General features: G+C 34.7%; 28 protein-coding genes and 2 pseudogenes. 10 read left to right on the forward strand and 20 right to left on the reverse strand.

What is annotated here, in order from left to right; all coding sequences use genetic code 11:
- Positions 1-108: 108 nt before the first annotated feature.
- The 3 genes from MVE64_RS02740 to MVE64_RS02750 form a co-directional block, all read right to left on the reverse strand.
- On the reverse strand, positions 109-2469 hold the full coding sequence (locus tag MVE64_RS02740) for an FdhF/YdeP family oxidoreductase (RefSeq protein WP_247343565.1): 2361 nt from the start codon (positions 2467-2469) through the stop codon (positions 109-111).
- A gap of 308 nt (positions 2470-2777) precedes the next feature.
- Positions 2778-3137: a Na-translocating system protein MpsC family protein gene (locus tag MVE64_RS02745; protein ID WP_098794773.1), complete on the reverse strand. Its 360-nt coding sequence runs from the start codon at positions 3135-3137 to the stop codon at positions 2778-2780.
- Positions 3138-3210: 73 nt separating this feature from the next.
- A complete protein-coding gene (locus MVE64_RS02750; protein ID WP_247343568.1) occupies positions 3211-4473 on the reverse strand; it encodes an L-lactate MFS transporter in 1263 nt (420 codons plus the stop codon).
- 429 nt (positions 4474-4902) lie between these two features.
- Between MVE64_RS02750 and fdhD the strand changes: the two genes are divergently transcribed.
- The 3 genes from fdhD to MVE64_RS02765 are packed head-to-tail and all read left to right on the forward strand — an operon-like array spanning position 4903 to position 6963.
- Positions 4903-5697, forward strand: coding sequence for a formate dehydrogenase accessory sulfurtransferase FdhD (gene fdhD / locus MVE64_RS02755; protein WP_247343570.1), 795 nt, complete (start codon positions 4903-4905; stop codon positions 5695-5697).
- 8 nt (positions 5698-5705) lie between these two features.
- Entirely contained in the window at positions 5706-6731 is a 1026-nt protein-coding gene (gene moaA / locus MVE64_RS02760) for a GTP 3',8-cyclase MoaA (RefSeq protein ID WP_379051986.1), read from the forward strand.
- 4 nt (positions 6732-6735) lie between these two features.
- Complete coding sequence (locus tag MVE64_RS02765) at positions 6736-6963, forward strand: group-specific protein (protein WP_247343575.1); 228 nt, start codon at positions 6736-6738, stop codon at positions 6961-6963.
- An 81-nt stretch (positions 6964-7044) separates the two neighbouring features.
- Here MVE64_RS02765 and MVE64_RS02770 read toward each other — a convergent pair whose 3' ends face one another.
- Positions 7045-8253: an acyl-CoA dehydrogenase family protein gene (locus MVE64_RS02770; protein WP_247343578.1), complete on the reverse strand. Its 1209-nt coding sequence runs from the start codon at positions 8251-8253 to the stop codon at positions 7045-7047.
- Between the two features lie 134 nt (positions 8254-8387).
- Entirely contained in the window at positions 8388-8906 is a 519-nt protein-coding gene (locus MVE64_RS02775; RefSeq protein ID WP_247343580.1) for a DoxX family protein, read from the reverse strand.
- A gap of 336 nt (positions 8907-9242) precedes the next feature.
- On the opposite strand from MVE64_RS02775, the gene MVE64_RS02780 reads away from it, so the two are divergent.
- Entirely contained in the window at positions 9243-9773 is a 531-nt protein-coding gene (locus tag MVE64_RS02780) for a YceI family protein (protein ID WP_098794768.1), read from the forward strand.
- 28 nt (positions 9774-9801) lie between these two features.
- On the opposite strand, the gene speD is transcribed toward MVE64_RS02780, so the two are convergent.
- The 5 genes from speD to MVE64_RS02805 form a co-directional block, all read right to left on the reverse strand.
- Positions 9802-10608, reverse strand: a complete 807-nt coding sequence (speD, locus tag MVE64_RS02785; RefSeq protein ID WP_247343582.1) for an adenosylmethionine decarboxylase — start codon at positions 10606-10608, stop codon at positions 9802-9804.
- A gap of 156 nt (positions 10609-10764) precedes the next feature.
- Entirely contained in the window at positions 10765-11409 is a 645-nt protein-coding gene (locus MVE64_RS02790; RefSeq protein WP_247343584.1) for an SDR family oxidoreductase, read from the reverse strand.
- 75 nt (positions 11410-11484) lie between these two features.
- Positions 11485-12951 (reverse strand): D-alanyl-D-alanine carboxypeptidase/D-alanyl-D-alanine endopeptidase, encoded by a 1467-nt coding sequence (gene dacB, locus MVE64_RS02795; RefSeq protein WP_247343586.1) that lies wholly within the window; start codon positions 12949-12951, stop codon positions 11485-11487.
- 103 nt (positions 12952-13054) lie between these two features.
- Positions 13055-13894, reverse strand: a complete 840-nt coding sequence (locus MVE64_RS02800; protein WP_247343588.1) for an aldo/keto reductase — start codon at positions 13892-13894, stop codon at positions 13055-13057.
- Between the two features lie 148 nt (positions 13895-14042).
- The gene (locus MVE64_RS02805) at positions 14043-14150 is read right to left on the reverse strand and encodes a YjcZ family sporulation protein (RefSeq protein ID WP_098794764.1); all 108 of its coding nucleotides are present in this window, start codon (positions 14148-14150) and stop codon (positions 14043-14045) included.
- 161 nt (positions 14151-14311) lie between these two features.
- Here MVE64_RS02805 and MVE64_RS02810 point away from each other — a divergent pair, with 161 nt between their 5' ends.
- Positions 14312-14980: an SOS response-associated peptidase gene (locus MVE64_RS02810; RefSeq protein WP_247343589.1), complete on the forward strand. Its 669-nt coding sequence runs from the start codon at positions 14312-14314 to the stop codon at positions 14978-14980.
- A 40-nt stretch (positions 14981-15020) separates the two neighbouring features.
- Here the strand turns inward: MVE64_RS02810 and MVE64_RS02815 are convergent, their stop codons facing one another.
- The 9 genes and pseudogenes from MVE64_RS02815 to MVE64_RS02855 form a co-directional block, all read right to left on the reverse strand.
- Positions 15021-15638: an alpha/beta hydrolase gene (locus MVE64_RS02815; protein WP_247343591.1), complete on the reverse strand. Its 618-nt coding sequence runs from the start codon at positions 15636-15638 to the stop codon at positions 15021-15023.
- A gap of 11 nt (positions 15639-15649) precedes the next feature.
- A pseudogene (locus MVE64_RS02820) lies at positions 15650-16629 on the reverse strand (ring-cleaving dioxygenase).
- Between the two features lie 224 nt (positions 16630-16853).
- Positions 16854-17174: pseudogene (locus MVE64_RS27710) on the reverse strand (hypothetical protein); the annotation flags it as partial.
- An 18-nt stretch (positions 17175-17192) separates the two neighbouring features.
- A complete protein-coding gene (locus MVE64_RS02830) occupies positions 17193-17783 on the reverse strand; it encodes a spore coat protein (RefSeq protein ID WP_247343593.1) in 591 nt (196 codons plus the stop codon).
- 130 nt (positions 17784-17913) lie between these two features.
- Positions 17914-18198, reverse strand: coding sequence for a hypothetical protein (locus MVE64_RS02835; protein ID WP_247343596.1), 285 nt, complete (start codon positions 18196-18198; stop codon positions 17914-17916).
- A gap of 88 nt (positions 18199-18286) precedes the next feature.
- Positions 18287-18910: a YitT family protein gene (locus MVE64_RS02840; protein WP_247343599.1), complete on the reverse strand. Its 624-nt coding sequence runs from the start codon at positions 18908-18910 to the stop codon at positions 18287-18289.
- 166 nt (positions 18911-19076) lie between these two features.
- A complete protein-coding gene (locus MVE64_RS02845; RefSeq protein ID WP_247343602.1) occupies positions 19077-19397 on the reverse strand; it encodes an 8-amino-7-oxononanoate synthase in 321 nt (106 codons plus the stop codon).
- A gap of 15 nt (positions 19398-19412) precedes the next feature.
- Positions 19413-20309 (reverse strand): HD domain-containing phosphohydrolase, encoded by an 897-nt coding sequence (locus MVE64_RS02850; RefSeq protein WP_247343604.1) that lies wholly within the window; start codon positions 20307-20309, stop codon positions 19413-19415.
- 240 nt (positions 20310-20549) lie between these two features.
- A complete protein-coding gene (locus MVE64_RS02855; RefSeq protein ID WP_247343607.1) occupies positions 20550-21191 on the reverse strand; it encodes a peptidylprolyl isomerase in 642 nt (213 codons plus the stop codon).
- A gap of 118 nt (positions 21192-21309) precedes the next feature.
- Between MVE64_RS02855 and MVE64_RS02860 the strand changes: the two genes are divergently transcribed.
- From MVE64_RS02860 to MVE64_RS27310, 4 genes are read left to right on the forward strand one after another with little or no spacing between them, the layout of a single operon-like run.
- Positions 21310-22389, forward strand: a complete 1080-nt coding sequence (locus MVE64_RS02860; protein ID WP_247343609.1) for a cyclic nucleotide-binding domain-containing protein — start codon at positions 21310-21312, stop codon at positions 22387-22389.
- Between the two features lie 16 nt (positions 22390-22405).
- Complete coding sequence (locus MVE64_RS02865; RefSeq protein ID WP_247343612.1) at positions 22406-23221, forward strand: putative nucleotidyltransferase substrate binding domain-containing protein; 816 nt, start codon at positions 22406-22408, stop codon at positions 23219-23221.
- A gap of 6 nt (positions 23222-23227) precedes the next feature.
- Positions 23228-23623 carry an exonuclease domain-containing protein gene (locus MVE64_RS27305; protein ID WP_281730448.1) on the forward strand — a complete coding sequence of 132 codons (396 nt, stop codon included), beginning with the start codon at positions 23228-23230 and terminating at the stop codon, positions 23621-23623.
- Positions 23624-23651: 28 nt separating this feature from the next.
- Entirely contained in the window at positions 23652-23978 is a 327-nt protein-coding gene (locus MVE64_RS27310) for a 3'-5' exonuclease (protein ID WP_281730449.1), read from the forward strand.
- 44 nt (positions 23979-24022) lie between these two features.
- Here the strand turns inward: MVE64_RS27310 and MVE64_RS02875 are convergent, their stop codons facing one another.
- The gene (locus tag MVE64_RS02875; protein WP_247343615.1) at positions 24023-24277 is read right to left on the reverse strand and encodes a hypothetical protein; all 255 of its coding nucleotides are present in this window, start codon (positions 24275-24277) and stop codon (positions 24023-24025) included.
- Positions 24278-24539: 262 nt separating this feature from the next.
- Between MVE64_RS02875 and MVE64_RS02880 the strand changes: the two genes are divergently transcribed.
- Positions 24540-25532, forward strand: a complete 993-nt coding sequence (locus MVE64_RS02880; protein ID WP_247343617.1) for a hypothetical protein — start codon at positions 24540-24542, stop codon at positions 25530-25532.
- The last annotated feature ends 8 nt before the right edge of the window (positions 25533-25540 follow it).

Consider the following 25540-nt stretch of genomic DNA (forward strand, 5'->3'; position numbering starts at 1 on the left):
TTAGTTAGTAATTTTTAAAACGCTTACATAATTAAATATTAAAGGTTTTAAAGGAAAAAAACCATAGAAAAAAGACAGAACATGTTGCTCTGTCTTTATATGAATATATTAAATTGGTGCATCTACTTCTAAATCTTCTACTCGTTTTTCTAAATATTGAACATCTTTACGAGCGTTGTAGCGATCTGCTTTTTCTACCGTAACTGTAATATTGTAATCTGGAATTCCAGCAAATTTTTCGTATCTTCCTCGTGGTAATAAGAAGTTGCCTTCAGGGAAGTGAACTTCCAGGTTTCCTGTTGCAATGTCAACGAACTTTGCTTTTCCTTGGAACACACCAAAGCCATTATAAACGACAATTCCTTCTCCCTCAGCAATGCTTAGACGTTTTGCATCTTCTGCATTCATAAGAACATCGTAACGGTCAGCGCCGTTAAATGGATCCTTTTCTTTATAAACCATTGAGTTAAATTGCTTTCCACGTCGAGACGTGACAACAAATTGTCCTTCTTTTTTACCAAGATCCGGTATTTCAACTGAAATCAAGTTTCCTTTTCCATCTGGTGTAGGACAAACTCCACCTTCACATAACCAAGCCCCACCCCATTGGAAAACATCACCTACATTTTTCAAGTGCTGAATGCCATTATAGTCCCGGTTAGCAATCGCGATTTCATCACGAATTTCCTGACCTGTTTTAAAATCAACAAGATGAGCAGTTTCAGGCTTAACACGTTTTGCAAGATCAACGTAAATTTTCCATTCTGCACGGGCCTCTTTAATTTCATTTTTATTCCCTTCAATTTCTGGTGAAAAATAGACCATTCTTTCTGTTGAAGTTGACGTTCCGCCGCCTTCTTGTTCATAGCGTGTTTTAGCAGGTAAAACAATTACTGCTTCTTTGGCATCAACAAGTGTTGATGTGTTGAAAATGATATCTTGGTGAACACGAATGTCTAGTTCTGATAATGCTTTTTCTACAAAATCAGGATCTGGCATCGTTTCTAGGAAGTTACCACCTGATAAATAATAAAGCTTAATTTTTCTTTCGTGATCTTCAGGCAGGACGATGTTTTCAAGTGTAACACCTACAATATCACCTTGCCATTTTGGTAGCTCAAAGCCCCAAATTTTCTCAATACGTTTGGCGTTTTCTTCTTCAAATCCACCACCAGGTAAAACAAATGGATCAGCTCCCATTTCACCTGAACCTTGTACTGAGGAGTGACCGCGGAAAGGCATTAATCCGCTGTTCTTACGGCCCAAGAAGCCACGTAGTAGCGCAAGGTTTGCAACTTGTGAAATATTATCTGTTGCAAATGAATGCATCGTTAATCCTAGAGCCCAAGCAAAGATTGCATTTTTACTTTTTGCTAAAAGATCCGATAGTTCAATGATTCTTTCTTTTGAAATGCCCGATGATTTAACGATTTCATCCCATGATTGTTGTTCAACATGTGATTTTAATTCTTCATAATCGTTTACATGTTTTTCTACAAATTCATGATTAATCGCTGAACCATATTGTTTTTCCTCCATCTCGAACCAGTGCTTCATAATACCATGCATGAAGGCAATATCTCCACCAATGTTTACTTGATAGAAATCATCAGCAATTTTCGTTCCAAATAAAGCAGATTCCATATTAGAAGGAATCCAATATTTGTCCATTGCAGGTTCACTATATGGATTAACTACAATTATTTTTGTGCCTCTTTTTTTCGCTTCTAACATATATTTTGTTGAAACGGGTGATGCGTTTGATGCAACACTACCCCAGAATAATAATACATCTGTTCCAAACCAATCTTGATAATTTACAGTTGATGCTCCAACACCAATAGAACGCTTTAATGCTGTTTTACTTGGTGAATGACAAATGCGTGATGCATTATCAATATTGTTTGTACCTAGAAAACGAGATACCTTTGCAGCTACATAGTACGATTCATTTGTAATTCCTCTTGAAGTTAAGTAAAAAGCATATTGTTTTGGATCTAACTGTTTCATTTTATTTGCAATCATATCCATCGCTTCATCCCATGATATACGTGAGAACTTTCTTTCTCCTTTACGACGAATGAGCGGATATGGAATTCGACCCAATTTTCTTAGTTCAGTACTGCTATACTTTCTTAATTCATCGATATCTGCATGTACAATTTCTTCTTTTAATGCCGGCATCGTGTTTAAACGAAGAACATTTAGTCTTGTTGTACACATATGAGGACCTTTTAGTGTTTGATCATGCAAGCCTGATACACCTAAAGCACAGCCATCACAAACCCCTTTTGTTAAAATTCGTGATGCATAACCCAGATTATCTTTGTTATCCCATGCAATCTTCATCGTATCGCGAAAATGATGTGGCTTAACCTTTCCTAGACCAAACGGAATTGGACTCACCCAGTGCTTTGGTTGTAGTGCTTTTGTTGCTTTTATAGGTCCTTGATGTTTTGTCTCTCCCATTTGAATTTCACTCCTCGTTCTGCCTGAAATTTTTTATCTTCTTATCTATAGAGTTATTAGTTAGAAAAACTAGCCTATCATTAATTCAAAAGATTTATTGATAGGCTAATTTTTCTTTAACCCGTCTCAACAAACTAACTTGGATGAACAGTTTCGCTGCATGCCCCAAGAAACAAAAAACCACCGTAAACTCACAGTACAAAGGATGTGTCGAGTCAAACGGTGGTTAGTCTTTTGCAGGATCGCTACTAAGTGCCATACCAATTTATTTAATTGAATGAATAAATATGTTTATTATTACTTTATTTTTATTTAGAGAATTTTTGTTGTAAGTCTTCATCGAAAACAAAGATCGACATACCAAAATCTCTGTCAATATCTATATCTACAAACAAATCAACGAATTTACAGTTTAAAAACTCTTCCATTTCAATAGGAGGGTTTTTCTTGTAAATTTGTTTAACCATTTCAGTTCTTGCAGATCGTAGCGCTTGCTTTCCTTCATCAGCACTTGCAATGAATTTTTCAACAGGTGATAAATTTCCTTCCATCTCACAAATAGCCCAGTTTTTACAAAAGGTTGTTGTGATTTTACTCGGACCTTTTCCCATATGCTTTTTTCGGAAAGAACGAACGATATTACTAAACTCTGCTTCATACTTATTCATAATATCCTCCTACCTGTAGACAGGTTTTAGCATGAGGTATTTTACCACACCTCAGTGCATTGTGGAAGTATTATTATCCAGCTATTTTTGATCCTGACACTTGTTGTTGACGTAACTTATTAATATCACGACGAATAACAATAGAAACGATTAATGCAAGTACAAACATTCCGGAGAAGAAAGTTAAGCTAGTTGCATAGCTTCCAGTTGTATCTTTCATCCACGCTGCAAACATTGGCCCAGCTAATCCAGCAGCTGCCCATGCAGTAAGAATGTATCCATGAATTGCACCCAATTGTTTTGTACCGAATAAATCGCCAATATAAGCAGGAATTGCTGCAAATCCTCCACCATAACAAGTGTATACAACTGCTAACATAACTTGAAATAAAAATGCTTCTGTAGTATGTGGTAAAAGGGCAAATAATACAATTTGTAATACAAAGAATGTTGTATACGTATTTGGTCTACCAATAAAATCTGAAATTGACGCCCAACCAATACGTCCTAATCCATTAAATATTCCCAGGATACCAACTAATGCTGCAGCTTCTGCTGTTGTTAGACCAATACTTTCTTCAGCTAATGGTTTTGCAGCAGAAAGAATGGCAATACCACATGTTACGTTGATGAATAACATAATCCATAGATAATAAAATCTAGATGTTTTAACTGCTTCATTTGCTGTTAATTGTGATAAATCTTCTTTAATTCTAGATTTTCCAGATTGTCCTTTTTCATTAAAACCTTTAGGGCCCCAACCAACAGGTGGTTTCTCTAAATATAATGAAGATAATGTCATGATAACTAAATAAGAAATTCCTAAAATAAAGAATGTGTTTGCTGTACCAACCGAATTAATTAGTGACTCCATGACTGGACTTGCAATGGCAGCAGCAAATCCGAATCCCATAATAGCCAGTCCAGTTGCAAGGCCACGACGGTCCGGGAACCATTTTACTAACGTTGAAACAGGTGCAATATATCCAACTCCAAGTCCAATTCCTCCAAGAACACCATATGTAACATAGAGAAAAGGTAATGATCCTAGATTAACAGCTAAACCAGAACCAATTATTCCAGCACCAAAGAATCCAGCTGCAAGTAAACCAGCTGCTCTTGGACCGTATTTTTCAACAAAGTGTCCTAAAAACGCTGCGGACAATCCAAGAAATAAAATAGCAATACTAAATGTTAATTGTACTTGTTGAGCTGTCCACCCAAACTCCTCCATTAATGGATTGGTGAAATTACTCCATGCATATACCGATCCAATTGAGATATGGATCCCAACTGCGGAGGCAGCAATCAGCCAACGATTTTTTGTCTTTTTCATGTGGTCATCCCCTTAGGTAAGCTTTTAAAATACTTCTACGATGTAAAGTCAAATCTTAACAAAATGAATAGAATAATATCTTGTTAAACAAAGAAAACCGCCAATCCCATTAAAATATGACAAATAAATGCCTATCTTAAAGGTGATTGACGGTTAGTTTCAAGCAGGAATCGCTACTATCGGACCAACAGTTAATCGCTTTCAAATTCGCAACAAGCTGAATCGATGACAGGTTCGCTATCTCGGAAGCAATTTGTTACAAAATCATGAACTTTGTAACGAAATATTACCATGTTCTTTTTTATTGCGCAAGAATAAATTTTCACTTTTAGCTATACCTAACTTTTCACTAGGAAATCTTTAATACTTGTTTAAAAAATCAAACTATGTTTATATTTTAGTAATCTTAGAATTCGGGTGTGAGAAGATATGGATATGAAAATGAGTATAAATCAACAAATAATAAAATATACAAATGGAAAATTACTAGAAACAACTGATGATATTGTAACTGAATTTCCCTTAACAATTTTTGTGAATAATGAAGAATTTGCTACAATGGTATGTACACCCACTCATTTTGAAGAAATGGTCATTGGCTTTTTAGCGTCAGAAGGTGTAATTCGTTTTCACAATGAAATCCAGTCAATTTCAATTGATGAAAACGCAGGATATGCTTACGTGAGCTTACATTCAGATGTCACTACGAGTCAACAATACTATTCGAAACGTTTTATTGGATCTTGCTGTGGTAAAAGCAGACAATTTTACTTTCAAAATGATGTAAAAACATCCAAAACTTCTACAAGCAAACAAACACTTACACCTGAACAATGTATTTCACTTATGAAAGCCATGCAGGAAAGCAGTGTTGTTTTCCAAGAAACTGGTGGAGTACACAATGCTGCACTGTGTACTCCAGAGAAAATGCTTGTAAGCCGAACAGATATTGGGCGTCATAACGCTTTAGATAAATTATATGGATATAGTATATTGAATCAAATTCCTGTGCGAGATAAAATTATTGTATTTAGCGGAAGAATTTCATCCGAGGTTTTAGTAAAGGCATCAAAAATTGGTGTTGGTATTGTCCTTTCGAAATCTGCTCCTACTGATCTTGCTATTAAACTAGCAAATGATTTAAATATAACAGCTGTTGGTTTTATTAGAGGAAATTCCTTTAATGTTTATTCCCATACAGAACGAATTATTGATGAAAAATAGAGGGAGGAATCGTATTGAAGAATAACAAATCTGTTTATGATTATTTTGATCGTCCCCTTCGAGATTTGCGAATTTCTGTAACAGATAAATGTAATTTTCGTTGTACGTATTGTATGCCCGCGGAAATATTTGGTCCAGACTATCCTTTTTTAAAAAGAAATGAACTTTTATCTTATGAAGAAATTGAACGATTAACAAAGATTTTTGTTCATTCACTAGGTGTTAAAAAAATTCGAATTACAGGTGGAGAGCCGTTAATGAGAAAGGATTTGGCTTTTCTTATTAATCGCATTAATTCGATTAATGGTGTAGAAGATATAGCGATGACCACGAACGGATATTTTTTACCTAAATACGCCAAAGAGCTTAAAGCAGCAGGATTGCAACGTGTATCCATTAGTCTTGACTCACTAAATGATGATGTGTTCGGTAAAATTAATGGACGAGGTGTACCTGTAAAAGCTGTTTTGGACGGCATAGATGCTGCTTCCGAAGCAGGGTTAAAAGTTAAAATTAACATGGTTGTCAAACGTGGAATGAATGAACATGAAATTATTCCTATGGCAAAGTATTTTCGTGAAAAAGGCCATATTTTACGTTTTATTGAATTTATGGATGTTGGTAATACAAATAAGTGGAACTTACAAGATGTTTACCCCAAAAAACAAATTGTAGAGGATATTCATAAGGTAATGCCTTTAGAACCAGTGGATCCAAACTATACAGGTGAAGTAGCAAGTCGTTACCGTTACGTCGGATCACAAGATGAAATCGGGGTTATATCATCAGTTTCTGATGCATTCTGCTCAACATGTAATCGTGCTCGTCTGTCAGCAAGTGGTTCTCTTTATACATGTTTGTTTGCTTCAAAAGGCCACGATTTACGCGATGTAATTAGATCAGATAAAACAGATGAAGAGCTTGCCAAACATGTAGCATCTATTTGGAATGGACGAAAAGATCAATACTCTGTTGAACGAAGTGAACGAACGTCTAAGCGTGAAAAAATTGAGATGTCACATATTGGAGGATAATTAGATGAGTTCATGTAAAATTGATCATACAATTGATGATGTTACTAAAAAGCTAAACGAACAAACTCCTTATATGGATACAAGTTTAGTTGAAAAGTGTTTCAATTTCTTGTCTACTTCAGTTTCTCAAGCTGATCTCAATGAACTGTTTCACTTATTAAAAAAATATGACTTAGCATCTGAAGATGAAAAGAAAACTCGGATGAATAAAATGGAAAAATTAGTGCAGTAATTATTAGTTAAATATAGTAAAAAGGATGGTGGCGAACCATCCTTTTTGTGTCGACAAAATTCGGGAAGTGACAGGCACCCCTCAATGCAGCAACTGCTCAATATCCTCCCAAGCAGGAAGTGTTTTATTCAGTGGTTTATCCTTACGGTAGCCGAGTACATATTCAGCTTGCATAATAGTATGGATTTCTCTTGTTCCTTCGTATATAACTGGTGCTTTCGAATTTCGTAAGTGTCTTTCAACCGGGTATTCATCTGAGTAACCGTAGGCTCCATGAATTTGGACAGCATCGTTTGCTGCTTCGTTAGCAAAATCGCAAGCCTGCCACTTCGCCAGCGATGTTTCCCGAGTGTTTCGCTTTCCTTCATTTTTGAGACAGCCTGCACGATACACGAGTAAGCGGGACATTTGTAAACCTGCTTCCATTTTAGCGAGCATTTGTTGAACAAGCTGATGTTTACCAATTTCTTTTCCAAAAGTACTCCGCTCATGACAATACTTAACACTTGCTTCAAGACAGGCTGAAATAATTCCACACGCTCCTGCAGCAACAGTAAACCTTCCATTATCTAATGCAGACATGGCAATTTTAAAGCCCTCCCCTTCTTCTCCTAGCAAGTTCTCTTTTGGAACTTTGACATTGTCAAAAAATAGTTCACCTGTATTTCCAGCTCGAATGCCCAGCTTACCTTTAATGGCCTTTGATGAAAAACCAGGCATTGACCGCTCAACAATAAAAGCAGAGATTCCGTGATGTTTTTTACTTGTATCTGTATAGGCAAACACGAGGAAATAGTCAGCAACATCACATAATGAAATCCACGTCTTCTGACCGTTCAGTATGTAGTGGTCACCTTGTTTGACAGCTGACGTTTTCATTGAAGCTACATCAGATCCAGCATTAGGTTCTGTTAAACCAAATGCTCCAATTTTCTCACCTTTTGCTTGAGGAGTAAGATATTTTTGCTTTTGCCATTCATTTCCCCATTGCAAAAGTGTCATGCTATTAAGACCCGTATGAACCGAAACTGCTGTACGAAATGCTGTGTCACCTCTTTCTAGCTCTTCACAAACAATTGCCAATGCATTATAATCCATACCACTTCCACCATATTCTTCAGGAATACAAACGCCCATTAAATTCAAATCTGCAAGTCGATTTAAAATACTTGTTTCAAAATGACCTTTACGATCCCATTCAGTAATATAAGGAGATATTTCCTTATCAACAAATGATCTTACAAGTTTTTTCACCATTTCCTGTTCCTGAGATAGATTAAAGTTCAACATGTTTTATCCTCCTAAAACTCTTAGACTTAAAGCGCTTTCATATATTTATCCTATTCTATTAAATTCCTGTAAAGTCCTTTTAAAATAAAAAAAAGATTCAGCTAATGAAGTAAGCTGAATCTTTTAACCTATTTTTAATGAACTGGAAGGTGATTTTGCTCGTGATGATGTTTTTTGGTATGGCGATTGTTGTTGATCATTTTTCTAATATAAGGGATTAAGAATCTATCTGCTCCGTAGAAATACCCTGCTGTGCCAGCGACCATTAATAGAATAGCTGCTGTGTAAAGTATCGGGTTTGTGCTTACTGTTCCTGCTAGTAAAAAGTTTAAGTTCATGAATGCTCCAGCTAGTAAGGCTGGAATTGTCGCAGCTCCTAGAATTAACCCAATACCGACCAATACTTCTCCCCAAGGTATTAAGATGTTAAACACATTCACATTCGGTAGAGCAAATATTTCAAGAAATGTTGCATACCAGCCTTGCACTGCTGGATGATCTCCTGTTGCTTTCACAATCGCTCCTTGTATAAAACCAGTTGCATCAAAACCATCTGCTACTTTATGAATTCCAGCTTCAAGCCATTGTATTCCTAACCAAATTCGTAATACTGTCCAGATAATTGCCATTTTAGGTCCTCTTAACCAATTCATGGTTTAGCATCTCCTTATTTGTGAAGTTTTTCACATGATTTATCAAAAAAATTTAAGCTAGCTAGCTTCTCAGCAGAAAGTTTGTGAAGTATTTCACTTTCTTTCTACACCTTTACTATACTCCCTTTTTAACTTACCTTCAATACACTTCACATAGTGTTCGAAAAGAAACTGAAATTTCATTTAATGTGATTTTCATCACAGAAATCTGTATTTTCTTGTATTTTTTTAATTGACATTTACTTTTTTAGATAATATAATTTATCTCGAAGTTATAAATCTTTAAACTGAGATATTTTAAATTAAAATATTATACTATTTTGGAGGAGATAAGAAATGACAAAATCAAAATGGAATCTAGACCCAACACACAGTGGAGTTGACTTCTCTGTTAAACACATGATGTTTGCAACAGTTAAAGGTGGTTTCCAAAGCTTTAATGCTGAAATCGAGGCTGACCCAACTGACTTAACAACTGCTGATATTACATTTTCAGTAGATTTAGCAAGTGTTGACACTCGTAACGAAGACCGTGACAACCACTTACGCTCTGCAGACTTTTTTGATGTTGAAAATCACCCAACTTTGACTTTTAAAGCTACAAACATTGAAAAAACTGATGAAAATGAATATAACGTGACTGGAGATTTATCTCTACACGGTGAAACAAAATCCGAAACATTCGTAGTTTCTTTTGAAGGAACTGGTGTTGATCCATGGGGTAATGAAAAAGCTGGTTTTGCTGTAGAGGGCAAATTAAAGCGCAGTGATTATGGTCTAACTTGGAATGCACCATTAGAAGCTGGTGGAGTTTTAGTAGGCGATCAAATTAAAATTTCTCTTCAACTTCAAGCTGCAAAAGCTTAAACTTAAAGGGGCGAGTCAGACTCGCCCCTTATTTTATATTCTTTCCGTAGAAAATTTCATCCATTTCCTTCGTCAATTTATCTGTAATTTGTACTTGTTCTTCTATGCTTAATTTATCTTTAGTGTATCCAAATAAATAGTTGTTCAAATCAAATTTCTTCAGTTTACATTTAGTATGGAATATATTCTCTTGATAAATATTTACATCAATCATGTCAAAATCTTCTTGTACTTCATCAGGAATATAATTTTGAATAGAACTGATATCATGATCAATAAATAATTTATCTCCATTTATGTCTCTTGTAAATCCTCTAACTCGATAATCCATTGTCATAATATCTGTATCAAATGAATGAATTAGGTAATTTAGTGCTTTAAGGGGTGAAATCTCTCCACATGTGGAAACATCAATATCAGCACGAAACGTACTTATTCCCTCATTTGGGTGATATTCAGGGTATGTATGAACCGTAATATGACTTTTATCCAGTCCCATTGTAACTGCTTCAGGGAGTGGACCTGGAGATTCATCATAGGATTCTGTTGGTACCTCAACAACTGGACCTTCAGAAACTAAGATTGTAACACTTGATCCTTGTGGAACATAGTCTTGCTTAGCAATATTTAAGACGTGAGCACCGATTATATCCGTAACATTTTTCAAAATCTTTGTTAAGCGATCTGCATTGTATTGCTCATCAATATACTCAATATATGCCTCTCTCTCTTCCCTCGTCTTTGTATAACACACATCATACATATTAAAGCTTAGTGACTTTGTTAAGTTATTAAAGCCATGTAATTGAATTCTTTGTTCTGGAGTAAGGACCATTTCTTCTTCCCCCTTATATTTGTTTTAATTCCGATACAAGCTTACATAGTTATATTACCCATTTTTTGAGAAGACAATCATAATTCTCAAGCTTGAATTATGTCTACGCCAAAAGACAGCAACCCATGGGGATTGCTGTCTTTTTCTAAGTATGAATCATAGATTATTTAAAGCGTCAGATATGGTATCTTCTCCTGACACAATATCAAAAGATCTATGATAAGTGTTTGGTTTTTCTAGAGCTTCAATAACTGTTATTGCCACATCTTCTCGAGGAATTGTTGCTCTTGGCACTTCATTACCTGCTGTGATTTTTCCAATTCCCTGTTCATTAAGTAAACCACCCGGGCGAATAATTGTATAATTTAAGTTTGATTGAACTAGCATTTTATCAGCATAGTGTTTAGCTACATAATATGGTTTAAGATTTTCGTTCCAATTTTTCCGATTGTTTGCTTGAAGAGCACTTACCATAATAAATCGGTCAACACCTGCTCTTTCAGCAGCCTCCATCGTTTTTACTGCTCCATCAAGATCAATTAGGAGTGTTTTATCAGATCCTGTGCTTCCTCCGGATCCAGCAGTAAATACGATTGCATCACAGCCAGTTAGTATACCTTGTAGTTCTTCAACTGTTCCTTCTAAATCAGCAACAACTGTTTCAATTCCTTTACTTTGTAATTCTTTTTGTTGCTCTTCCTTCCTTACCATTGCAAGTACTTTGTGGTTTTCACTTTCATGTAAACGTTCTGTTAGTAGTTTACCGATTTGTCCATTTGCTCCAACTACAAATACTTTCATTTTTTCATCCCCTCCTATTATTGCTCTTTTTTATTATTTCAAAGAAAAAATAAAAGTTCAAAAGGTTTGCTTTGCTTACAATGTAGATTGAGCTATTACTGATAAAATTTTTTCTTCAAGTAATTTACCTTGATCTTCATTTTTTAAGTGATTCATCAAAATGGAAAAAATAAGTTTATTTCCGTCAGACAATGTTAAATAACCTGATATAGAACTTACATTAGTAAGGGTACCGGTTTTCGCAACGACATTTTCTTTGAGAGGCTTTTCTGTCATTCGATTACGCAGTGTACCACCTATATTTTTTTCTTTAATTCCTGCAACTGGTAAAGAATCATAGAAAGAAGGAAACCATGATTTTGATTGAGATTTGTATAAAAGATCTGTAATTGAGTTTGCCTGAATGGCGTTAACATGAGAAATTCCTGACCCGTCTCTTAGTATCATTTTTTCAACATCCATACCAAGTGATATTAATGTTTGTTTTTCAACATCTAAACCTGCTTCCCAGCTACCATTTTGCTTATGAAGTTTTCCCATTTCTTTGATGAGCATTTCGGCATGTGTATTGTTACTGTTTTTCATAAAAGGAATAAGTATTTCTTTTAAAGGAATTGATTGATGTGAAAGAAGCTTTTTTGAATCATGTGGCTTTGCCCCTTTACGTTCCTTACCTTTCACCTTAATTCCTTGTTGTTCTAAGGCCTTTTTTAGGACTGAAAGTGAATAGCTTGTTGGATCCCATACTGCCACCCACTCTTTTACTGGGGATGCTTTTTCTGAAATGGTCCCTTCAACAATGATCTCATTTTTACCATGAATACGTGAGATTGTAAGTTCACTTTTTTCATCTGTAGAAACTGTTTGGGTTTTATTTACAAGGGTTACAAAATCAGTATTAGGGAAAACAGATAGCTCTGCCTGTTGATTTTTTTTGCCTGGAGAAACTTCAATGATAACTGTTCCAGCATCAAAATCCTTGTCAGGAGAAACCGTTAAGGCTGAAATTTGCGCACCATAATAAGCTGTTTCATCACTCCAAGGAAGATCCACTGAATACCTCACATCATCATACCAACTATCATCAGCAATTATATCTCCTGTAATAGATCGTATTCCCTGTTTTTTAAGAGTATTAGCCATGCTTTCAATATCTTTTACACGGAGTGTGGGATCACCATGTCCAACAACATAAACATTTCCCTTTATTTCATTACGTCTAACCTTTCCATCTGTAAATAGTTCCGTTTGATAAGAATAATCCGGCCCTAAGGAAGCTAAGGCTGCTGCTGCAGTGAATAATTTTAAATTGGACGCTGGGGTTAACGATACATCGCCATTATACGAATACAATACCTGACCATTAGAGGCTGAACGAATACTAACACCTGCAATAGCACCTTCAAGGATAGGATCTTCAGTTATTAATGAATTTAATGACGAAAATACGTTCACTTGTTTTGCCTGTGTAAGCGATGGGGCTTGTAAAGTGCTTATCATTGTAAAAGACAAGATCGTCATACAGAGAATTAATTTTGCCATTAAAGATACTCCTTTCAATCTTCTACCTTTAAGGTCTTCAAGTATCTTCTATTTATCCATATAAAAACAGCTGATCAATAATGAACAGCTGTTTTTATATTTCTTACACTAAATTAAATTCATCAGGATCTGGACCAACACGTTTGTCTTGGTTCAATGAACTAATTTGCTTCATATCTTCTTCACTTAATGTGAAATCAAAAATATTTGCATTTTCCTCGATACGATGAGGCTTAATTGATTTAGGAATTGTAACAACCTCATTTTGTAAATCCCATCGTAAGATAATTTGCGCTGTAGATTTATTATATTTTTGCGCAATTTCTACTAACGTTGGCTCGTCTAGTAACTGACCTTGCATTAGTGGTGACCATGCTTCTAGCTGGATTTGATGCTTTTTACAAAATTCGTGTAGACCCTCTTGTGTTAACCGTGGATGATATTCAACCTGATTGACCATTGGTTTAACATCAGCTTGATTGATAAGATCTTGTAAATGGTGTTCCTTAAAGTTACTTACACCAATTGCACGTATTTTCCCGTCCTTATATAGCTTTTCTAATGCTTTCCAAGTATCAATGTATTTCCCCTGTTCAGGTACAGGCCAATGAATAAGATATAAATCTAGGTAGTCTAGCTGTAACTTTCTTAGACTTTCTTCAAACGCAGAGATCGTTTCATCATATCCTTGATCTGCATTCCACACTTTTGAAGTGATAAACAATTCTTCACGTGACACGCCACACTCTGCAATTGCCTTACCAACACCTTCTTCATTCCCATAAACAGCAGCTGTATCAATACTTCTATAACCGGCTTTAATTGCAGCTAAAACAGAATCTACTACCTCGGATCCTTCTTCTACCTTAAACACACCTAAGCCAAACCAAGGCATTTTAACGCCATTATGTAATGTTGTAGTACTTTGTAAGTTTTCCATCATTTTTAGCTCCTTTCTTTTCGATCTTATTATTTTCCTATAACACCCTCATAATGAAAAGAAATTTGCTTGCATTTACAAAATTATTTGAAGTTACATAAAAAAAGCCCATTATCTCTTTTGAAAGAAAATGGACTCTTTTCTTATTTAATTAGTATCCGTAACCAACGTAAGAAGCTCCAATGATAATTAAAAGAATAAACAATACAACGATTAGAGCAAAACCAGCTCCATAACCGTATCCACCTGTAGCGCCCATGATGTCACCTCCAAATCCATTTGTTTTACTATATGTTAAAAACACTAACTTCGTTATAGGTAAAAGACCAGTTCTGAAAATCTATTTTTTGTCAAAATGTATTAGGATTATAAAAGAATAATTGTTACGATAGGATAAAGTAATAGTTTGAGGTGATTTTTATGTGTGGACGGTTTTCACTTGCAACAGATCAAACTGCAATCGAAGATCAATTTCAGCTGATTATTAATGAAGAACTTACATACAGATATAACATTGCTCCCTCTCAGGACGTTTTTGTTATAGGATCAAATGGTCATGATCGTGTAGCTACAAGCATGCGATGGGGATTAATACCACCTTGGTCAAAAGATATAAAAATCGGACATAAAATGATCAATGCACGTTCTGAATCAATTGAACAAAAAGTTAGTTTTAAACACCCATTCCGACAAAAAAGGTGCTTAATTATTAGTGATGGTTTTTATGAATGGAAAAAAACAGAGAGTGGTAAACAACCCTATCGATTTGTGATGAAGGATAGACGCCCTTTTGCTTTTGCAGGTTTATGGGAATGTTGGAATAAAGGCTCAGAGCCATTGTTTACATGTACAATTTTAACAACTACCTCAAATGAGGTAACAAAAGATGTTCACGATCGAATGCCTGTGATATTACCAACAGATACATATGATACATGGTTGGATCGGAAAGAAGATAACATTGAACACTTAAAATCATTGTTAGTACCCTATGATGCTCAATTTATGGATTTATACCCAGTCTCTACTCTTGTAAATTCTCCTAAAAATGATCAAAAAGAATGTTTAGAGCCCCTTAATAGTCAATAAAAAGATCAAACCTTCTTAAAAGGTTTGATCTTTTCAGTCTTTACTTATAATTTTGTTCATACCACGTTTTAGCTTCCATTATTTCTTCTCTTGTTAACTGATGTCCAGCCTGTCCCCAGTGTTCTGTTACTTGTGCATTAGCATTTCTTAACACTTCGGCAAGTTCTTTTGTTTCTGCTTGTGGAATTAAAGGATCGTTAACTCCTGCGCCTATGAAAACAGGTGTATTAGTTAAGTCAGGTACTTCTATCCCTCTTCTCGGTACCATAGCATGAAGTAAAATAGCGCCATTTAATGCATGTTTATAATGATACATTAAGCTGGCCGCGATATTCGCTCCATTTGAGTAGCCTATTGCTAGAACACGATTGCGGTCAAATTTGTATTTGTCAGCCGCTTCTTCAATAAATTGATTCAGTTCCTCTGTGCGGAAAACCAAGTCCTCTTCATCAAAAACACCCTCTGATATACGACGGAAAAAGCGAGGCATTCCATTTTCCAAAACATTTCCTCTTACACCAAGTATGGATGCAGTAGGAGCGATCATTTCCGCAATCGGAAGTAAATCACGTTCATTGCCTCCAGTGCCATGGAGTAATAGTAAAGTTGGCTCGTTTTGATCTTTTCCTTCTATAAATATATGTTGCAATGTATCCATCTCCTAACCCCTTAAGATTCCTTTGTAATTAATGGTTTTAATTTTGCCTCAATTTCATTTCTTTGTGGCTCAAAATACGGAGGTAGTGCAAGATTTTCTCCAAGATGTTCAAAGTCCTCATCACCTTCAAAGCCTGGTCCGTCCGTAGCAAGCTCAAACAATATTCCGTTTGGTTCTCTAAAATATAAAGAACGAAAATAATATCGTTCTACAAAACCAGAGTTCGGTAAATGACTTTCCTTCAACAATTGCACCCACTTGTTTAGCTCTTCTTCATCTTCAACACGGAAGGCAACATGGTGGACGCTTCCTCGCCCTGGTCTTTCACGACTGCTATCGTTGTCCTCAATAAGATGAATTTCTGCACCAGTACCTCCTTCACCAGTTTCAAATACACGAACCTCTTTCTGATCAGTTTGTCTAACGTACCCTGCTATTTCTTGAAAACCCATTAAATCTGTTAAAATATTAGCTGTTCGGTCTGGACGTGAAACTGTTAGCTCAACTGGTCCAAGACCAATAATTCCATTTTCTACAGGAACAGGGCTCTTTTCCCAAGGCTTCCCCCAGAAACACCCCTATTGTTTTCATCCGAAATTAGGACTAAACGTTGACCTTCCTTATCTCTAAAAGAAAGAGTAGCGCGTCCATTAACAACTTGAATATCGTCATGGTCTACATGTAATTGCTCAAAACGACCCTTCCAGTATTGAAGTGCATGATCATCAATCACCCGTAAGGAAGTGGCAGTGATACTATTTGTACCAGGATAAGTTCGACCAGCACGCGGAATTTCAAAAAAGGTCAAATCTGTCCCTGGATTTCCTCGTTCATCTGCGTAAAATAAATGGTATACAGAGGTATCATCTTGGTTTACTGTTTTTTTAACCAGCCTTAATCCTAATACTTTTGTATAAAAAGTATAATTGTCTAATGCATTAGCTGTAATAGCAGAAACATGATGAATTCCTTTTAAAGGTTTAATCGCCATGATAATACTTCCTTTCTAAATCTAACATAATATCTCGAATTCAAGATAATTATAATAAAAATAAATAAGATCGTCAAATAATCTACATATATGTAAAAGAGGTTAACGAACAAACGTTAACCTCTTGTTTCTTATTGCTGGATATATTGTCTGCTTTGTTGTTGCTGCTGATAACTTCTGTAGCTAGGAATATGACGCTGTTCTGTTTGATTGTAAGAATGAACAGTTTGGTTTGGAACTTGTTGATAAGAAGTTGTTTGGTTATACCCAACACCACTTGATAGTTCTTGTTGCATTTGGTTGCAAACATTTAAAATTTGCTGACATTGTTGTAATGCTTGGTTATGTCCTTGTAAGCTTTGTTGAATCATTTGAGTTGCTTGTTGCTCTCTTTGTAGTAACTGCTGCAACATTTGTACATTTTGTTGTTCTTGTTGAAGCATTTGTTTATATTGTTGGCTACCTTGTTGTGTTTGCTGAATAAGCTGTTGAACTACTTGACGACACTCATTAATTTGTTGCATAGCATGTTGTTGTGTATGCATAAATAATTCCTCCGTTTTTTAGTAAGTTTGTTGTTGATTACTATATAAAGCATTTGGTTGATAGCTGTTAATTAATGCTTTTGTTGTTGTTTGGTCAAATGTTGGTACTTGGTAATAACCTCTTTGATTCATATAATTCCATGTTTCATATGCTTGATCTGCACAATTTTTTGACCCTTGGATCATCATTTCTCTTAGTTGAGAATCTGTAAATTCTAATGCAGCATGCATTTTCGATACTGCGGAAGCTTTGTGAGTTCCAAGCATAGCAGACGAAATATCTTTATCGTTTAATTGATTTATTGATGCGTTAGGTGACTCTGGTACACTATTTCTGTTCATTCCGTATGTTGGTGTTGCACTAATGTTTGATTTTACAGTAGGTAGTGATCCAACATTTGCTTTTTGTTGAAGTGCATTTACAACAGCATTGTATTCATTCGTCATAAATGAAAGCTGATTTTGTAAAATGTTCTGCAAATTTTGATCCTGACAATGCGGTTGTAACAGCTGAAATTGATTGATTGCATTTACCATACAACTTAATACTTCATGACATTCCATTAACTCATGAGCACCAATATTTACTGAATTCATTTGGCTTTGCAAGGTATAATCCTCCTTAAAAACATTTTTTGAAGCCAAATTTAAACTACCACTATTGATCGTAAATTATTCAACTAATTATTAAAGGAATAATAGTTTGAACATAAAAAAATCCAGATTTTCATCTGGATTTTCAAGAAAACTTGTATATAAAATGTCCGCTCGGTTTTAGTTGAATGATTATTTTACCATGGTTTTCAATTCTGCTCGTTAAAAAGAAGTACAGGCCATTCCATTCTAAAGACCAACCTTTAGGAGCACTTGCACGTAAATGCATTAATTGCATTTTGTAGATATCATATTTAAACGAAAAAGAAAATTGACCTTCAACGACTGCATACCATAAATCTTTTAAATAATTTATCGCTTCAGCTGTTTGCTGTGAACAAATAATTTCGTTTACTGTTCTATACTGCACGATATTCCCCTCACTCTCTATCTACAAGATTAGATGAATAAGAGAGAAAAAACTATGCTAAAATGTTTCCATTGTTTTAATTCATTCATTAAGAAACATGGCTATTTTCAAAAGATTCTTCTTGGTCACGATCCATTTCCTTAATAGGTGATTTTTTATAACGTCCGATTATCGTACTCGCGATAAAAATACAAAAGATTGAGAGAATAGCTCTTTCCCAGCCAACTAAAGCTAGTGCAAATAAGATAATAACAGAGTCACATACAAAAAGAACTAAACCTCTATTTATACCGAATTTTTTATCAATATATAAGCCTAGTATATGAATTCCACCTAGTGAAGATCCGTTATTCAATACAAATGTTACACCAACACCAATTAAAAGACCGGCAATAATAGCAGCAATAATAGTATTTATCTCAAAGACAGGAATAATGATGTCAAACCATTCGCGAATTAGAGAAATTCCGGTAATTGATAATAAGCTTGAAATAGTAAACCACTTACCAAGTTCTTGAATAGAGATGATGAAGAAAGGCAGATTCACAACAAAAAACAGTGAACCCCAAGAGAAGGTTGTAAGATATGAAAGAATAGTTGCAATTCCAGCAGTTCCTCCAAAGGTTAAATTATTATCTGATAATAATTTAATTCCTAAAGAGGTTAAAACTAGCCCAATTAAAACAAGAATCAGCTTTTTCGTTATATTCATAAATATCCCCCGATCATTGTTATCCAATAATAACTTATCGCAAAGAATTGACAAGGTCAATGGCTTGAAAAGTATTCCGAATCTTACGTTTTTTCCGAACAAAAAAAGATCTTTTTTCTCGGGTATGAAAAATGTACCTTCCGGAGAAAAAAGATCTATTAAATTATTAAAACATTGGTACAGGAGGGTCTATTGCTAGAACAGGTTGTCCATTTATTGTTAGCCAAATATAATAATGATCCATTTCAATATCTAAGCGGTTTTCTATTTTTTTAATCATATCTTCTTGTACTTGAAAACTTATCGAAGCTGTTTTATCACCTAATGGAATATTTTTCATTCCTAATAGATCAGCAATATATCTGGCATCCTCATATGAAACTTCAACATACTGATCATATTCTGATAAGTATGCAGCTTGAACAGGAGAAAATGTAAAAATGATGGCTAGAGAGAGTACTGTTAATAAAGTTCCCACATATTTCATCTTTATCACCTCCTTTTATAGTTGTAAATGAGCAAACACATCTACAATTTCAGGATGATAAAGAGTACCTTTGTTTTTCTTTATTTCACGAACTGCTTCTTCCTTTGATCGAGCTTTTTGATATGATCGATCACTTGTAATGGCATCATATGCATCAACCACTGATATAATTGAAGCTTTAATATCAATTTCTTCTTTAGATAATCCATATGGATACCCTTCTCCATCGAAACGCTCATGATGCTGCTCAACAATTTTACCGGCGTTTACTAATAACGGCAATTTTGTTTCTTCCAAAATCATTCGTCCATAAATTGTGTGCTTCATCATAATTTCCCACTCATAGCCAGTTAGTTTCCCTGGTTTTTGTAAAATGTTCAGTGGTATTCTTACTTTTCCAACATCATGAAAAAAAGAAGCCATGTTCAATTGTAATAAGTCGTTTGAACTTAAACCTATTTTTTCTCCAACCTTCATAGCCAGGTTTGCAATTCTTGCACAATGGTCTCCAGTATATCCATCTTTTTCCTCTATAGAAACGGCAAGATTAGCCAATTGTCTTGATACATTACTATAGCGATGAAAAATAGGCTGCGAAGTAACATAGATAAATTCAGTTGGACCAATCGATTGGAAGACATAATGTTCAGTAATTGGTGAACGGTAAAAAGAATCACCGGCTTTATAAGTTTTAAAGCTACCATCTTCTCTTTGTAGCTTTAATTGACCTATAATAATAAACAAATACTCGAGTGCATGCCAACCAGCTTCAGGTTCAAGCGCCCATCTTGTATTAGGTTCTAGCTGATGGTGAATAATTTCCGTTTGATCACCTGATGCAAGCATTGAAATGGTTAAGCCCTTCATCTGAACCGACTCAATGAAGTCATTTTTATTTGCGTATTCAGTCATAGAAACCTCACCTTAGAATTAAGTTAACTAACCTATTATAATCAATATCTTTCAAATAAAATAGATCGTTTTCCTAGGATGAATATAGTACCAATTTAGGAATTATCTCCTAACAATTTATTAGTTTAATTCATGAACAAATTAATTTTCAACGTTGACACTTGTTGTACGACTAAAATCGGCAAAGGTTCATTAAACGCAAAAGAAACAGGGAACTCTATTGTCCCCTGCTTCTTCTTGCTACTCTATTTTTTCCGGTTCTGGGTATTCAACCCCAAATGTTTCAACTGTAATTTGCTTAATTTTTTGATCTTCAACAGGCTTGTCCTGATTATCTCTTTCCACATTTACGATCTTATCTACTGCGTCCATTCCTTCTGTTACTTTACCAAATGCGGCGTACTCACCATCCAAATGTGTAGCCTCAGCAACCATAATAAAAAATTGAGAACCTGCTGAATCGGGGTCTTGAGATCTCGCCATTGAAAGTACACCTCTTTCATGGTTTAACTCATTTTCAACTCCATTTGATTCAAACTCACCTTTAATTGCATAACCAGGTCCACCAGTACCGCGACCCTCAGGATCTCCTCCTTGAATCATAAAACCTGGTATTACCCGATGAAAGATAAGTCCATCATAAAAGCCGGATTCAGCAAGGGAAATAAAGTTATTTACCGTATTTGGAGCAATAGTTGGATATAACTCCACTTTAATCGTATCATTATTCTCCATTGTAATAGTAGCAATTGGATTATCTTCAATTTCTTGCATTGGTTGTGATACATCATCCTTATTAGGTTGACTTTGTTCTTTTGTACCACAGCCACCAACAATAAGCATCACTAAAAAAACAACACTTAATACACTCTTAGATTTCATGACCTGCTCCTTTCAAACATATATGTACTTTGTACTTTTCTAACCCACATCACTTTATATATAGACTTCATCTATGTTACGGTAAAAGTATACAGTAAAAGAATAGGTGGTGTCTAACTTGGTATATACGGAATTAAAGCATCTTTTGAAAGATTACTACCCATTTACATTGTTAACAGATTTTCAGCTACAAGAAATGACTGATAAAGCTACACAAGCAACTTTTGCACAAAATGAATTTATTTTTCATGAAGATGAAAATACAGATCATATTGATATCTATTTCTTAGTATCTGGATTAGCGAAAAATATTCTACATCAATCAAATGGAAAGCAGTTATCATTACGTTACTATTATCCTGGGGATATTATTGGCTTAATGGTTATGTTCACAAGCGGTGAGTTAGAATTTTCTGTTCAAGCGTTAGAAGATTGTACGGTTTTCAAGCTGAACAAGCGTCATTTTTTTGAGATCATGACCCGGAACAACGATTTTTCAAAGGTCATTTGGGAAAGTATTGGAGAAAGAACAAAGTCCTTATATGATGAAATGAAAAACAAAGCAACTCATGATGATGAGGAAAATGTACACTTATTAAAAACACGTGTAAAAACACTAATGAATCAACCTATTCTTATTCAACCTCATCTTACAATGGATAAAGCAGCACAGCTTTTAGATGAAAAAAATGTTTCAGGACTAATTGTGAATGATGAACAATTAAAAATGAAAGGAATTATCACTAATAAGGAAATATTAAAATATGTATCCCAGCCATCTTCCTCTAATTTAGTTTTAGACTGGATGAACAAGCAGCCTTATTATGTTGAGGCTGATGCGTTTGCATTTGAGGCTCTTTCTTATATTAAAAATAAAGCAAATGAGTTTATCCCAGTTATCCATAATGGGAGTGCAATCGGAGTGTTAACCAGTCGCTCATTCCTTAATCTTGAAAACTCCAGCTACTTAGATCTTACCTACAATGTGAAAAATTCAAGATCAATTAATACGCTCTTACAGCAAAGTTCTTTAGTGAATACTACTTTACAATCTTTTGTTCAAGAGCTTGTTGAAAAGGAAAGTTATGCTTATGAAGTATCTGAAGTGATCACAAATCATAATGATAATATTCATAGACAAATTATTAAACTAGCAGAAAATGAGATGAAAGCTGATTTATGGAACTCCGCCAATTAACTACTGTTTTATCATAATGGGAAGTCAAGCACGACATGAACAAGGATTTCACACAGACCAAGATAATGGTGTTATTTTAACAAATTATGATCACCTACCTAATCGTTCTAACATTGATGAATATTTTAAAAAATTCACTCAAAAGATTAATCATTATTTAAGTTTATCAGGTTTCCCTGAATGTACAGGTGGAATTATGGCAAAAGAGTCTAAATGGAGAAAATCTTTATCCGAATGGAAAAGAGAAATTCAAACATGGAAAGATGAACTTGATGCACAAGAAATTCAAAATTTTACGATGTTTTTTGATTTCAGACCAATTTATGGCGATTTTTCCCTTGCTGAAGAAATAAGGGATTTTCTTACAAACAAAGCTAAAAAGTCAAAAACCTTACAACAATTATTAATGAAGGATGCCCTTCGGTTTAAGATTCCTGCACATCCTCTAGGTATTATGAATTTAAAGCAAAAAAATAAAAAAATTAATGTTAAAAAGACAGGTTTAACACAAATTATCTACTCAACAAGAATTAATGCCATTAAATATGGAATCATTGAAGTAAGCACGGTGAAACGTCTTAATGAATTAAGAAAAATTCAAGCCATGCATCCGCGTGATGTTGAAAATGCTAAAACAGCTCTTCACTATTTACATTATTTTCGATTGCAGCAAAACCTTAATCAGCTTGAAAACAATCAAGATGTTTCAAATGAAATTAATGTGTATGAGCTTTCAAAAGAGGATCGAATAAAGCTAAAGGAAGCACTGCAGGTTGCTCATCGTATGCAACAAGTAACCAAGATTAGCTTTAATCGAAATCGGGTGGTGTAGAACAGTTTGCCAGATGATATAAAGATATTAAAATATTTATTTTGGGATCAATTATTCTTTAAACACCGTATGAACAAAATGATCCAGCTTCCAGAATATGACCATGCCCTTACTTCAACTGAACGCTTTTTAGAAAGTCAGAAAGGAATAATGGATAAGGATTTAAGCTCCTGTACGTTTACAATTTTTGATCTTGAAACAACTGGATTTTTTCCAAACATGGGTGATGAAATTATTTCAATCGGGGCAATCAAAGTAAAAAACTTCGAAATTTTGTATGATGAGGCATTTTATACAATTATGAAACCAATAAACAAAATTCCGAAAACAGTTGAAGAACTAACAGGATTATCAGGAGAGATCTTAACTAAAGCCTCAATCATTTCCTGTTGGCATACGTAAATTTCTTGACTATTGCAAAGGCAGTATTTTGGTTGCCCACCCTGCTACGTTTGATATAGAGTTTATGAAAACAGTTCTTAATCAATGGAATTTCCCCAACTTCTCAGTGGATTTTCTTGATTCTCATTTAATGGCAAATGACTTGTTTACAGAAGAAAGAAATTATTTAGATAATCTTATAGAGCGTTTTAATATATCAGAACGCGAACGCCATCATGCTTTAAATGACGCTGTTATGACCGCAAATGTTTTTATCAAACTTCTACAACATTATGATCAATCCGTTATAAAAAATCCTAAACAATTAATAGATAAAATCGATGAAAACTGTAGAGTTAATGAGGGTTACTCTTAAAAAGAGCATTGAAAAAGGTGTGGCAAATTGCCACACCTTTTTGTTTATATTTTTTTGAAAATAGCAGCTTGAGACGTTATTTCTCCTGCTTGATAATTTGTAATATGTGAGAATTTGTAAACACATCCGTATCCATCAATATCAAATAATGTCATTTCCATAAAATCTTGTGGTAGTTCGTGTAAATGCTTCAAAAGAATTTCATTTTCAGAGTGAAATTGTAAATCCCCCTCCTGTAAGTAGTGGACGAAAGGATTTGTTTCTAGACGTTTTTCTAAAGGAATGTTATAAAAATTCATTTAAAGCACCTCACCTTTTTTGTTTTCTTTGTATTCTGTATTTTCTGATTATTTTTATAATACACCAAAACTTCTCGTTTGAAAACTATTTTTTAAAAATTTTTATTATTTTTTCTTGTCATATTATGACTATAGTAAAATCTCTACTTCCTACCCACTTATTAACATACCATCACTTCCCTTTTCTCAAGGATACTAAGCAAATGATACCAATTACCAAAGCGAATATTCATGTTAAAATGTGATGGAGGATGTGATAATATTGAAGAAATTTAGAGGCTTTTTTATTATATTACTATTATCATTACCTATTCTTTTTAGTTTTACTTCAGGTGGTACGGTTGGGGCCTATTCAACCTTTTTGTCTCCCGAAGGTATTCAATTTGTTAGTTATTCCCCTGGATGGGACGAGCATAAATTAATAGATTTATATAAAGAACTCAAACAAAACAAGTATGGAGACGAAATAAATATGCTTCAAGAAATTAGAGTTGAGGCAGGAAATCATTCCTCAGGGGATACAAAGGGCAGCTATCATCCGGTATCAAAGACAATCGTCCTTTATCAAGGTGACAAGTATCGTGAACCTGATGATTATCGCGAAACATTGTCACACGAATATGGTCATCATTTTGCTTATTATTATTTTCCATCCCATCACCTCCCTTTTTCTAAGTGGCAAAAGTTAAGAGGCATAAACATTGCCCAGCTGCGATGGGACGCGTTTTGGAACTATGAAGAGAACAATCATTCTTTCTATCCGCAAGAAATTATGGCAGATGATTATGTACTTTTATATGGTGCAACAAATAACGTTAACCCAAAAGATGTTTATAGTAATGAAGCCTTTTATCTTAGAACACAGCATGAAAATCAGCAGCTCCCAAACGTGTTAGAAAATAAAGAACTTCTAGCTTATTTAGAAGAAGAAAGCGGAGTAGCGATTGATAAAAGCCGTCTTGTCCAAACACCTTCTTTTACGAATATTGAAAATGACAAAATAAGCTTTTCTGTCACTGAAAAGCCTAATATTGCTTATCGATTAAATATTGAACTTTTTAGTCCTTCTAACGAACAACAAATGCTAGAGCTCTATGCGATTACAGATAATGATGATAACGAGATCGATTTCTCTTTAAATGATGTTGGCCTAGGTCACTTTTCAGATTATGAATCTGCCATAATATCAATTGATGTTGTCGATTTAACAACATCGATTGGATTTGAGACAAAGGAGACAACGTTGAACTTTTAAATTTAATA

It is taken from the genome of Metabacillus endolithicus, from assembly GCF_023078335.1.
In the GTDB taxonomy this organism is placed as follows: Bacteria; Bacillota; Bacilli; order Bacillales; family Bacillaceae; genus Metabacillus; species Metabacillus endolithicus.

What these genes read in the sequence shown, in the direction of transcription:
- MVE64_RS02740 (WP_247343565.1), bottom strand. Translation starts at nt 2,469, where the DNA reads ATGGGAGAGACAAAACATCAAGGACCTATAAAAGCAACAAAAGCACTA.
- MVE64_RS02745 (WP_098794773.1), bottom strand. Translation starts at nt 3,137, where the DNA reads ATGAATAAGTATGAAGCAGAGTTTAGTAATATCGTTCGTTCTTTCCGA.
- MVE64_RS02750 (WP_247343568.1), bottom strand. Translation starts at nt 4,473, where the DNA reads ATGAAAAAGACAAAAAATCGTTGGCTGATTGCTGCCTCCGCAGTTGGG.
- fdhD (WP_247343570.1), top strand. Translation starts at nt 4,903, where the DNA reads ATGGATATGAAAATGAGTATAAATCAACAAATAATAAAATATACAAAT.
- MVE64_RS02765 (WP_247343575.1), top strand. Translation starts at nt 6,736, where the DNA reads ATGAGTTCATGTAAAATTGATCATACAATTGATGATGTTACTAAAAAG.
- MVE64_RS02770 (WP_247343578.1), bottom strand. Translation starts at nt 8,253, where the DNA reads ATGTTGAACTTTAATCTATCTCAGGAACAGGAAATGGTGAAAAAACTT.
- MVE64_RS02775 (WP_247343580.1), bottom strand. Translation starts at nt 8,906, where the DNA reads ATGAATTGGTTAAGAGGACCTAAAATGGCAATTATCTGGACAGTATTA.
- MVE64_RS02780 (WP_098794768.1), top strand. Translation starts at nt 9,243, where the DNA reads ATGACAAAATCAAAATGGAATCTAGACCCAACACACAGTGGAGTTGAC.
- speD (WP_247343582.1), bottom strand. Translation starts at nt 10,608, where the DNA reads ATGGTCCTTACTCCAGAACAAAGAATTCAATTACATGGCTTTAATAAC.
- MVE64_RS02790 (WP_247343584.1), bottom strand. Translation starts at nt 11,409, where the DNA reads ATGAAAGTATTTGTAGTTGGAGCAAATGGACAAATCGGTAAACTACTA.
- dacB (WP_247343586.1), bottom strand. Translation starts at nt 12,951, where the DNA reads ATGGCAAAATTAATTCTCTGTATGACGATCTTGTCTTTTACAATGATA.
- MVE64_RS02800 (WP_247343588.1), bottom strand. Translation starts at nt 13,894, where the DNA reads ATGATGGAAAACTTACAAAGTACTACAACATTACATAATGGCGTTAAA.
- MVE64_RS02805 (WP_098794764.1), bottom strand. Translation starts at nt 14,150, where the DNA reads ATGGGCGCTACAGGTGGATACGGTTATGGAGCTGGTTTTGCTCTAATC.
- MVE64_RS02810 (WP_247343589.1), top strand. Translation starts at nt 14,312, where the DNA reads ATGTGTGGACGGTTTTCACTTGCAACAGATCAAACTGCAATCGAAGAT.
- MVE64_RS02815 (WP_247343591.1), bottom strand. Translation starts at nt 15,638, where the DNA reads ATGGATACATTGCAACATATATTTATAGAAGGAAAAGATCAAAACGAG.
- MVE64_RS02840 (WP_247343599.1), bottom strand. Translation starts at nt 18,910, where the DNA reads ATGAATATAACGAAAAAGCTGATTCTTGTTTTAATTGGGCTAGTTTTA.
- MVE64_RS02845 (WP_247343602.1), bottom strand. Translation starts at nt 19,397, where the DNA reads ATGAAATATGTGGGAACTTTATTAACAGTACTCTCTCTAGCCATCATT.
- MVE64_RS02850 (WP_247343604.1), bottom strand. Translation starts at nt 20,309, where the DNA reads ATGACTGAATACGCAAATAAAAATGACTTCATTGAGTCGGTTCAGATG.
- MVE64_RS02855 (WP_247343607.1), bottom strand. Translation starts at nt 21,191, where the DNA reads ATGAAATCTAAGAGTGTATTAAGTGTTGTTTTTTTAGTGATGCTTATT.
- MVE64_RS02865 (WP_247343612.1), top strand. Translation starts at nt 22,406, where the DNA reads ATGGGAAGTCAAGCACGACATGAACAAGGATTTCACACAGACCAAGAT.
- MVE64_RS02875 (WP_247343615.1), bottom strand. Translation starts at nt 24,277, where the DNA reads ATGAATTTTTATAACATTCCTTTAGAAAAACGTCTAGAAACAAATCCT.